The 11,597-nt window shown below is 48.6% G+C and carries 6 protein-coding genes; 1 reads left to right on the plus strand and 5 read right to left on the minus strand.

Going from position 1 to position 11,597, the window contains the following annotated elements; translation table 11 throughout:
* The first annotated feature begins 143 nt into the window (after positions 1–143).
* A complete protein-coding gene (locus tag GCU48_RS03435; protein WP_152379059.1) occupies positions 144–731 on the plus strand; it encodes a hypothetical protein in 588 nt (195 codons plus the stop codon).
* Positions 732–739: 8 nt separating this feature from the next.
* Here GCU48_RS03435 and lpdD read toward each other — a convergent pair whose 3' ends face one another.
* From lpdD to GCU48_RS03460, 5 genes are all read right to left on the minus strand, one after another.
* Positions 740–1,090, minus strand: a complete 351-nt coding sequence (gene lpdD / locus GCU48_RS03440) for a prenylated flavin chaperone LpdD (protein WP_025719236.1) — start codon at positions 1,088–1,090, stop codon at positions 740–742.
* Positions 1,091–1,273: 183 nt separating this feature from the next.
* On the minus strand, positions 1,274–6,739 hold the full coding sequence (locus GCU48_RS03445; RefSeq protein ID WP_152379060.1) for a S8 family serine peptidase: 5,466 nt from the start codon (positions 6,737–6,739) through the stop codon (positions 1,274–1,276).
* A gap of 521 nt (positions 6,740–7,260) precedes the next feature.
* Positions 7,261–8,871 carry a S8 family serine peptidase gene (locus tag GCU48_RS03450; protein WP_152379061.1) on the minus strand — a complete coding sequence of 537 codons (1,611 nt, stop codon included), beginning with the start codon at positions 8,869–8,871 and terminating at the stop codon, positions 7,261–7,263.
* 516 nt (positions 8,872–9,387) lie between these two features.
* Positions 9,388–11,208 carry a SulP family inorganic anion transporter gene (locus tag GCU48_RS03455; protein WP_152379062.1) on the minus strand — a complete coding sequence of 607 codons (1,821 nt, stop codon included), beginning with the start codon at positions 11,206–11,208 and terminating at the stop codon, positions 9,388–9,390.
* Positions 11,209–11,237: 29 nt separating this feature from the next.
* Entirely contained in the window at positions 11,238–11,567 is a 330-nt protein-coding gene (locus GCU48_RS03460) for an ArsR/SmtB family transcription factor (protein WP_025716670.1), read from the minus strand.
* Positions 11,568–11,597 lie beyond the last annotated feature (30 nt).

Here is an 11,597-nt window from a genome sequence, read left to right on the forward strand (position 1 = left end):
GTCTACTTTCATATACTCGTTTATGTCAAAAAGAAGAACCATCGGCTTCATACGCACCTATTGTGCGAATTGAGCATACAGTATTTTACCTATTACAGATAAAATGCGCTCCATGAGAGCATCCTGCCAAGGAGGACGGAGCTATGTCATATCGTGCAATATCCCGCAGAAGAGGCTCACCTCACAAACGTTTAAAAGCTGACACGCTCAGAAAAATATCCGTCGCCATGCTGTCGTTTTACAAAGCAATCGCGACCCGTCATGGTTTTGCCGTTCAATGGTCACAGGCTGTGGTGAAGGGCAATTTGGATCGGATGAAATCCCTTCTTTGCTCGGTAGCGCCACTCGCCGCCAAACAAGGATTAGGCACGAACGGCATCGGCTACTTTATTTCCTTTTTGGTTCAACCACCGATGCTTTATTATACGAACGGAACGACGATTCCACCGGGAACAGTGCAATTTACGTTTGAGCCGAGAGTCCATCGTGCCATCGCCAGAGCCGTTTTTCCGCTGTACCGGGAGCTGGCACACAATCAATGCTTTGCTTCTGCTTTAGCTAAAGCGATCAACAGACGAGACCAGCATGCGGTGACTGTGATGATCCGCAGTTTGATCCCATCCTCTGCGCTAAAATCCGTACAGATTGAGGATTACGGCTTTGCCCTGCTTTTTAAGTACCCCTTCAGTAAGTATCCTTATCGCAATCTACTCATTCGGGAATTTACTTAAAGTGGTCGCTACAGGTGTCTTGCCCTGAGTTCTCCAATAAGCTCTTTCCCCAATTGTATTGCCATATCGGTCAGCACTCTGATTTCTTCCTTGGTTGTATTGTCCAAATGCGCCCCACAGCAAATCGCAAAGTTGCCTGCAAACTCTTTTCGCAAGCGAACTGCAATTTCCTCGGTAATATAAAATTCCTTGTGGGATTGCAATTGCACGGTTTGAATGGGCTCCAGTCTGGCCCCCGCTGTAATCGTTCCCAGATGGGGCTGATCACCGCCTGAAATGAGTACGACGATATCCTCCCCCATAAAATAGGCATCCAGTACAAGGCGGATACGTCCGCTTTCTTTTTGCAAATGAATCATATGATCCTCTCCCGCTTAAAATAATACTTAATTGTGATTATATTCACTTTATTTGTTTCTAATTATTGTATCGCTTCCTGAACAGTTCGACAATTAAAAATGGCCCAAGCAAGCCTCGATAAACGGTGGCTTGCTTGGGCCTTCATCACTATTTTAAAGGAAACATTATCATTCTTACTTCCGTTAACGGATCGTAATTGTATGCACCGCTTTACCGGTTGCGCCAGCATTATCCGTCACCGTTAGCTCCACAGTATATGTTCCGGCTGTAGTGAATTTATGCTTCACCTTGGAGCCGATGGCTGTATCGCCATCACCAAAATCCCAGCTGTAGCTGACAATTTCACCATCTACGTCACGAGAAGCTTTTGCGTTAAATTGTACATTCTTGTTCTTCTTGGCCGAATCATTTGCCTGAATAATCGCTACAGGCTTTTCATTGGATGTAGTTACATACAATCTTCCCGGCGCTTCCGTCTTCACTTCATTCCCTGCCGCGTCTCTTACCCGGATGGCGATGACTCCGCCTTCCAGATTGAGAGAAGACGAAGTGAAATAAGTACCTTCATAGTGTCCTGACGAAGTTTCATTTAACGGAATTTCATTCTGTCCTAAGGTGGACAAATTGAAGGGCAGCTCCACGTGGAAGGATGCCTCCAAGCCGGATGCACTGTCGAAGGATACTCGTACCGGCTCCCCTGGAGTGATACGCACATCCTCCGCAGGCCTAATGTTCTCCAGCTTCGGCAGGGCTGTATCGACATACACCGAACGAGTAACGGTCGTTTCATTTTTGGCCAGATCCTTGGCCGTCACCGTAATCTGATTTTCTCCTTCGTTGATAAGCAAACGCTTGTTAAAGCTGCCGTCACTTCCAAATTTGGCTGGCTCGCCGTTAATTGTCAGCTCGGAGAGGAACTCGTCGTATACCGTACCGACCACACTGACAACCCCCGTATTCGTACGGGCACCTTCATCGGGCGAGGTCAAGATCAGGCCCGGTTTTGTCTGGTCAAGCGTCACAACCACCGGCTCGGAACGATCCGTTACTTTGCCGTATACCGCCGCTTGAACGCTGAGCGGATTGGCACCTGGCTGAAGATCGACCGACAGACTGAACTGACGATCCTTCACCTTGGTTGTGCCAGCCAGCTCCTTGCCGTTAAAGAGCTGAATATCAGCTCCTTCTGCCGGGGAAGTACCTGTTACGGTAATCTTTTCTTCCTGCGTGTAGGTTGCCTTCGTAGGTGTCGTGATCGTTGGAGCATTCACCGGATATCTAACGATAGCCCGAATCATGTAGTTTCCTTCATCTTCAGGTGATTGGCTCCATGTTCCACTCACGCCCTGCCAGCTGCGAAGTGCATTCGGCCCACTCTCGTCTGTAGCAAGACCCGGTGACTGTGTGCCTGCAGCAGACTGCGTATAGACAATGTAAAAGTCACCTTGAACCGTTACCGGCTCTGGGAGCTGTACGGTTGTCCATTGTGTCTCATCCCGTACAGCCGTCCCGTCAAATGGACCAGCCAGCAGGCGTCCGGGTGCGCCCGCCGCACCGGAGGCATCATAAACAGAGTATTGGAATGCCGTTCCGCCCGGATTCGGGAAGGCTGAGTTCCAGAACAGAAGTGATGCGCCTGTCACTTGAGCCACTTCCGACTCAGGTGTCATTCTGACTGCCCAAGAATTGCCGGCCGCGTTAAAGGCTCTGGCATTTTCCCCTGTGCCGTCATCATAAGCGATGCCTCCCTGGAAGCCAATAAAAGGCTTCAACGTGACGTTCGCTTCCACACTGCCGTTCGGAGGAGCTGTAACGGATATACTGTCGCTATAATAATTCTCGGCTGAAATGGATAATGTATAGGTTCCTTCCAGCACGTCCAGTGTAAATTCTCCAGCTTCATTCGTCTCTACCGGAGCAATATGTGCATCCTCCAGCACCATCACTTTCGCTTTTTGGATGGGTTCACCGGATTGCTTGTCGGTAATGACTCCGTGAATCGTACCATGAGGTACGGCTTGGAGACTAAAATTCGCTCTGACTACTTTATTATTCTCAATCGTGACCTGTTTCGTTTGAGGCTCGTAGCCATAGGCTTCAGCCTTCAGCGTATAGTCACCCGCTACGTGAATGAAGCTGTATTTACCTGTGGTCGGATCGGTTTTCACCGAACGTCCCGTTTCCAGTACAGTGACCGTGGCGCTGGCTGGAAGACTGTCGAGGCCGACACGTCCACTGTCCACCGTCGTTTCCGCCGGCTTCACTTTTTCCTGGAATTCACTCTTTTCGGTACTTGTAATTTTGTACAGCGGGAATTGTTCCTCCGCTTTTTGTGGTTTGATATTTGACTCAGGTACGATGTCCTTGGTCACTGTCGAAGCTGGAATGCCCAGCACACGGAAATCGTCAATGTACCAGCCGCTTTTGTTCACACTGTTATCCGATTTCAAGCGGAAACGAACTTGAATCTCATTGCCGGTATAGCTATCGAGATTGTAATAAACCGGAGCCCATTTCTTCCCGTTGGTGTTATGAGAGAATTTGCCCAGCTCAGTCCAAGTGTCGCCATTGTTTTTAGACACTTCTACATAACCGAAGTCATAGCCGGCTTCAATTTCAAACCAGTGGTTGAAGGTAAGTGTCGCGTTGCGCACACCATTCAAATTAATTTTTGGGGAAACCAGCGAAAAGTCGGCTCCGCTCTCATAGCCGCTATCGAGATCCGTTCCCCACACATTCGGTTTGGAGACTGCGCTCTCAGGCCCGACTTTAGGAATGCCACGCTCCCATTCATCCTTGGTACCGGAATGAGTCCAGCCATTATCCGAGCTGCCGTCGAAATGATCGCTATACAGCGTATCTGGCACGTCTACTCTCAGAGAGACCTCATTCGACTTGGCTCCCTCATTGCCGCTATAATCCTCGGCCGCCACGGCATAATGATAGGTCGCACTGCCAACGGTGATCGTATCGGTGAAGGTCAGTCCCGTGGTTGTACCGATAGAAGCATAATCCTTGCCTGATTGGGTGGAACGGTACACCTTGTACTGCCTCACATCTTCATCGGATGAAGCATTCCAGGCCAGCGCAACGTTGCCGACAGTATCTGCTCCGGCAGTCAGATTACCCGGAGCTGCAGGTGCAACAGTGTCCGGTTCCTGAATCGACAGATCGTCGATGTACCAGCCATCCTTTACAATCGTATTGTCACTTGTAAAGTTGAATAGGAGGTATACCTTTTGACCGGCAAATGCTCGCAAATCAAGATACTGCGTTTTCCAGCCGTTGCTGGTGCCGGTAAACGATAAGACCTGCTCAAATGCATTCTGACTATTGGTGGTCGCTACATACACCTTGCCGAAATCAGAATTGTTTTCAAGATCGTACCAATGCTTGAAGCTAACCAGTGCCCCTTTTGGGCTTTCGGTCAGATCAATCGGAGGCGCCATAAAATAACTGTTGGAATTGGTTTGGTATAGGCCTTCGAGATTGGTCGCGAGGACCTTCGTACCCGAGTGTGCACTTCCGGGGCCGCTTACCGGGGTTCCCCATTTCCAGACACTGCCCTGTCCGCCGATATTGATACCTGCAATATCTTTTTCAAAATCCTGTGTGTAGCCCGGTTTAACGCCTTTGGAGACATTCACCTTGTATACTTCAGTTTCAAAACCGTTATTACCGTAATCATTTACACGGATATAGTATTCCAGACCGGCGCTGTTCACCAAAAAAGTCGGGATGGACGCTTGATATGTACCGTCTTTGCTGTCGCCGGAGGTTCGTTCCAACGGAATATATACATAGTTTGACGTACCCGCTGTTTTGGCAAATGCTTCAACTGCTGTCACACCGACATTATCCGTTGCATGGGCGGTCAGAGGTATATCAATGCCCTCGAATGCTGCAGCAGGCGGTGTATGCTCAAGAACAGGCGCTTCCAAATCGTCTCCACCTGTTACAACTTTACCGGATACGGAGCCCAGACCCTGGATGACCGAACCCACAGCATCCAACGCATTAATGACACCATGTCCATAGCCATTGTTTGGCGAAGCAGGATATGTGCTGTCTGTACGCGGTGTAGCTGTGTTCATCAAAATTTCCTCAAGCTGGTCTACGGTAAGAGAATGATTCGCTTGCAGCAGCAGTGCTGCAAGACCTGCAACATGCGGACCCGCCATGGAGGTTCCATTATATCCGCCTTTATAGCCACCGCCAGCGACGGATGACCGGATATTGACTCCCGGTGCGGTAACTTCGGGCTTTATCTCGCCGTATGGCGATGGTCCCAGCAATGAGAAGCTTGCCAGTTTATCATTGATATCAGTTGCCCCAGTGGCAAAGGATTCCGGATAGTTGGCCGGATTGGCTACCGATCCAGGTCCACCCGGATTGGAAAGAGTGGTGTTACCTGCAGAGAATTCAGGGAATATTTGGGCATCACGCCATGCCTGAACCACAGGCCGGAACCATTCATCCAGACCGGGTCCACCTCCCCACGAGTTGTTCACTACATCTGGTGCAAGCTCGGGATGCAGATTGCCTTGGGCATCTTTGGGCGCAAGCAGCCACTGACCGCCGTCCAGGATAATCGCATCCGTTGTTTCCGGATTAAAAATCCGAACCGCAATCCACTTTGCACCTGGTGCAACACCAATTCGGTTCGTTCCGTTTTCCTCGGAGCCGACCATCGTGCCCATCGTATGCGTACCATGGGAATCGTCTTCCTGATCGACTGGAAGCGTCGCATGACTATGCGGATCGTACCAGCTCAGCTCAGGATTCACAATATTGCCTGCTGCATCCAGTCCACGCCATTTGCGATGCAGGGCCGGATGTGTGTAATCTACGCCAGTATCCAGGTTGGCGACCACGATTCCGGTTCCGTCAATTCCTTTTTCCCAAACTTGTGGTGCGTTAATATGGGATATATTCCATTCCACCGTAGACGGGTCTACAGCATTCTTGCCTGCATTGCCGGGCTTGGCCGATGTTTTTCCATCGTCTTTATCCGGCTCTACAGCTTTCTCTGCCGTTTCAGAATTTGCCATTACTGCTGTCGCTTTTTCAGCTGTTTTGACGTCGGTTCCCTCTGCCTGCTTGTCAACCGTCACTTTCTGCAAATAACGTGTTTCATTCGGCAAAATTTTATCAACTTCAGGCAGCTTCGAAATATGATCCAGCACCTCCTTGGTGCTTGTGACAGCCAGAGCATTCACAATAAAATAGCTTTTATATTCCTTCACTCCACCGTCCTTCGACTGCTTATCCAAATAATTTTCAAGCCCGTATTGGGTTCTGGAAGCTGTTTCGCGTAAAGAGCTGATTACATGGCTGCGTGCAGCCATTTTGGCAGCGGAGGGTGTTATTTTCTCAAGTGAGGCCTTTTGGAGAGCATTTTTGGAAACCTTGTTGGTGTCCACCTGTTCTTTTAATTTAACCAGATAGGTAACATAGTTGTTCTCCTCAAACTGCTTGGTTAGTTTCGGAGATACTTTCGCGGTCGTAACCTTGTGCGAAGCTGATTTCAGCTCCAGCTTGGAGCCATCCGGTGTGTTATTCGCCAAAGCGGGTTGTACAAAAGAAAAGGCCATAAGTAAAGATAGTCCGATAGATAGTGGCTTCTTGAATCGTTTAGGCTTAATCAATTACTTCTCCACTCCTTTTACTAGGTTTAATGTTTCCGGAATAACCTGTTCGAAAGCTAGACCTCATGCCTTGCACACCGAACACACGGGCTGCGTGACACGATGTGGTTGGCAACCACCTCCTTCATAAAATATAGAGGCACAAAAATATGTGGTTGTTCATAGATGGATGTACTTCATAGGTGAATTAACGCTTCAAATGCAAGTGGTGAAATTCAGTAGATACCAAGGAGAGAAAGCAGGAGTACTTCTAAGAAAAAAGCATGTTATATCATGACAATTTATATTAAAAATTGTTATATAAATATATAATATGGATAGTATAAAGTTATCAAAACAGATATACAAGTAGTTTTCTTGCATTTTTCTTGCAATTCTATGAAATTTATCTTCTATTATGTACGAAAACCCCTTTATAGCGGCTGCGTAAACGGTGCATTACACGGTTAGCAGGTGTATGCAATCTCTGTACGAGCCGCTCAAAGGGATTTTCGAAGTCTTTTTTAATTTATCCGATCCTTCTAGTTAAGTACTGAATTCACCGCAGCGAGCGCGTCGATCAGACCATAGCCGTAGCCATTGTTCGGTGAAGACCGATACTGGCTGTCAGTCAGCGGCGTCGCTGTTTTTGAAATCACATCCTCCAGCTGATCTACCGTCAAAGATGGCTTGGCCTGGAGAAGCAGTGCCACCAATCCGACTGTATGCGGACCTGCCATGGAAGTACCGTTCCATCCCCCCTCATACACTCCGCCAGGTACAGAAGAGCGAATGTTTACACCAGGAGCCGAAATTTCAGGCTTCACTTCGCCATAAGGAGAAGGACCGCGCAGCGAGAAGCTGGCCAGCTTGTTGTTAACGTCGGTGGCCCCTGTGGCATAAGCTTCCGGCAAATTCGCCGGATTGGCTACAGACCCGGCTCCGCCCGGATTTGACCATGTTGTGTTGCCTGCGGAGAACTCGGGGAATATCTGAGCCGCTCTCCACGCTTTGGTAACTGGACGGTACCATTCATCCAGACCAGGCCCGCCGCCCCAGGAGTTATTCACCACATCCGGTGCAAGCTCAGGGTGCTTTTCGCCGCTTTTATCTACAGGAGCAAGAATCCACTGTCCACCATCCAGCAAGATGGAGTCTGTAGTATCCGGATTAAACACTCGAACGGCAATCCATTGAGCACCGGGAGCAACACCGATCTCATTCGTACCATTACTGTCCGAGCCAACGATCGTACCCATCGTATGTGTTCCATGTCCTTCTGTATCTGCCGGCAGCGATGCTCCGTTAACCGCATCATACCAGCTCAGTTCTGGGTTAACGACTTGGCCGGAAGCATTCAAACCACGCCATTTTCTTTTCAGCGCCGGGTGCGTATAATCTACGCCTGTATCGAGATTGGCAACGACAACCCCTTTGCCATCAATGCCCTTGGCCCACACCTGTGGTGCTTTGACTTTGGAAATATTCCATTCGGCTCGGCTAGGTGTTACAGCATCCTTGTATACAGATTCCTCCACCGACTTCTGTGCATTCTCTTCCGTTACAGCCGTGTCTGCAGCAGCTTGTTCGGCTGTCGCTTCCCGGTCTGCTGGCTGGGCATCCTTGTCTATTTCAACCTTTTGCAGCTCGCGTTTTTCATCCGGTAAAATTTTATCCACCTCAGGCAGTGTAGCCAGATTATCCAGTACCTCTTTGGTACTCGTTACCGCAAGTGCGTTGACGATAAAGTAGCTCTTGTACTTTTTAACGTTGCCGTTGTTGACTTCCTTCTTCAAATATTCTTCCACAGGTTGTTGCGTTTTTTCTGCTGTATCCATAAGCGAGTTCACAACTGTTGTACGTACAGACAGCTTGGCAGCAGCGGGGGAAATCTGCTCTGCAGAAGCCTTTTGAAGAGCATGCTTCGCAACCGACTCCGTGTCTACCTGATCTTTTAATTTAACCAGGTAGGTGACATACTCGCTGTTACTGAATTGCTGGTTCAGCTTGGCTGAAACCTTGGCGGAAATAGTCGAAGCTCCTGCCGAGGAGGTTGAGCTCGAATCCCCATACACCGGAGAAATCAGAGAAAAAGCAAGAAGAGCGGTAAAACTGACCGACAGCGTCTTTTTGATATTTTTCGACTTAATCAATACTTTCCATCTCACTTTACTTGGTTTTTTGATTCTCAAGAACAATCTTCTGACAACCGTATCAAAAGCTCACAAAATAGCCTCTGCTACTCACCTCCTTAAAAAAATATAGATGCCGGGGTGATATCCATAGGCCTTCATTCTGAGATGAACGAACCCTTGGTGCAGACCGCTGAGAGCGATAATAGGGTCTGGAAAATGTGAATAAATCTCGAAGAAAGTAAGAGAAAAAATGAAGAAAAAGGTAGGGTAAAAAAACTAGAAGTTATCGAGGAGGTTAATATCCGTATATTAAAATACAATTTAAAACAAAACAATGTGAAACTTGGTATCTTTTGAATCTAGTATAGTGTCATAAAATCAGATATTCAAGCATTTTTTTGAATTTTACTCCTTTTTTTCTTTAAGCAGAAAAAAATCTCTTCCATTTTCCAAGCGCGTGCGAGTCTTGCCTGTGCGCTTGTATCGGGAAATAGAAGAGATTATTCGGCATTCGGTAGCAAATCCAGAAACGCGCTAGCTGCCGCTATTTACGGATATCGAAACTGAAACAGCACTATCAGGAAAGGAAGACTTGGACTGGGCGGCTGGCTTATGCAAGCCTGCTCCTCCCGGCTGTTCTTGCGATTTGCGGCACAGGGTGCCACATTCCCGAAAAGCCATTTGCCTGCATCCAAAACATTGGTTCTGATTCACCAGTGCAAGGGCTGCTGTAATCGCTTCTCCGGTGTGTTCGAAAAAATGCTCTTGTCCAATCATGTCGTAGCATCCGGTTTTCTGTAGTAATGCCTGCGGTTGAGGCTGAAGCCCCGACACAAGCACTGTTCCGCCAAACTGTCGGTATTTCTGAATTAATACGGTAAAATTGGCTTCTCCCGTCATGTCCATAAAAGGGACCTTACCCATCCGCAGCAACAAAATCCCTTGTTGGCGATCAGCCTTGCCCCCCATTCCTGAGCTTTCCAATACAGAAGCTGCACCAAAAAACAGCGGACCTTCCACATTATAAATGGCCACCTGTGGGCAATCATGCTGTTCTGTGACCATATGTGCGCCGACTTTTTCATGTTTTACAGAAGGATCAGGCAGTACCTTATTCACCGAAAGTGTACTGCTCATACGTTTGACGAACAGCACTACCGCCAAAATCAGCCCCACCTCAACAGCTGTGGTCAGCGTCGTAAAAACGGTCAGCAGAAAGGTGACGACCAGCACGATAGAATCCGCTGTCCGCGTCTTGAGAATATGTGCAAAATGCTTGCGCTCACTCATATTCCAGGCCACGATCATCAATACCGGAGCCATACTTGCCAACGGAATATTGGATGCATAAGGAGCAAAAAGCACCAGAATGAGGAACACAACGAACCCATGCACGATGCCTGACATAGGAGAAACCGCACCGTTGCGGATATTTGTGGCGGTGCGGGCAATTGCGCCGGTCGCAGGAATGCCGCCAAACAGCGGTGTCAGCAAATTAGCTATCCCTTGGCCAACCAGTTCGCGATTGCTGTTATGCTTTGTACCCGTCATTCCGTCAGCTACCACTGCTGATAGCAGAGATTCAATAGCACCCAGCATCGCAATTACGAGTGCCGGTGGCAATAGCTTCACGATCAAGTCCCAAGTCAGCGCTGGAATATGCAGTTCAGGCAAAGAAGCAGGAATGGCCCCATAAGCAGAGCCGATGGTAGCCACCTGCCCCGGAAAAAGCCAGGCGGCTACCAATGTTGACAAGAGTAAGCCGACCAGTGACCCCGGTACCTTGGGCCACTTTTTAGGCACCCAAATCAGGGCGGCGAGACAGATACAAGCCGTTAGAATGCTATACACATTCAGTGAAGGCAAACGATGGATCAGTTCCGCCATAGAAGGTAAAAAAGTTTCATGCCGCTCTACCCCGCGCAAGCCGAGAAAGTTGGCAATCTGACCGCTGAAGATCGTCACGGCAATCCCCGCCGTAAACCCAATCGTTACCGGCTTGGGAATAAACTTGATCAGTGCACCCAGCCTTAGCACGCCCATTAAGACGAGTATAATCCCCGCCATAAAACCGGCTATGAGTAAATTTTCATAACCGTATTGCATGACAATAGCGAGCAAAATGGGAATAAAGGCACCTGTAGGTCCTCCAATCTGGAATTTGGACCCTCCCAGCAGCGAAACCAAAATTCCTGCCACTATGGTTGTGTACAGCCCATATTCGGGCTTTACCCCTGATGCAATGGCAAACGCCATGCCAAGCGGAATCGCCACAATCGCAACAATACACCCGGAAATCAGATCCTTTCGCAAAGCCCCTGCATTATAGCCCTCGAACCTTCCTATCCACTTCATCCCTGTAACCCTTCTTTTCTGTAATAGCATTACTTCTCGTTGCGTATACCTTCCAGCAACGAAATAGCCTCAACCAAATGATTGTCAAAAATCCGCCGCGCCACCACAAGCAGCTCCGTCAAAAGCGGGTCACGCAATGAGTACACGACCGTTGTCCCTTCCTTGAAGCTGTTTACCAAATTTTTGGCCCGCAAAATGGCCAATTGCTGCGATACGGCAGAACCTTCGGAACCGAGAGCAGTCTGCAGCTCGTTCACATTCCTCTCTCCTTCACTCAGCACCTCCAAAATACGGATGCGCAGAGGGTGAGCCAATGCTTTGAAAAAGTCGGCCTTAAACTTCTGGAGATCTCCTTCCATGCTTGCTCCATCCCTCTCATACAAATTTCC

The sequence above is a fragment of the Paenibacillus brasilensis genome, from assembly GCF_009363115.1.
Taxonomy (GTDB): Bacteria; Bacillota; Bacilli; order Paenibacillales; family Paenibacillaceae; genus Paenibacillus; species Paenibacillus brasilensis.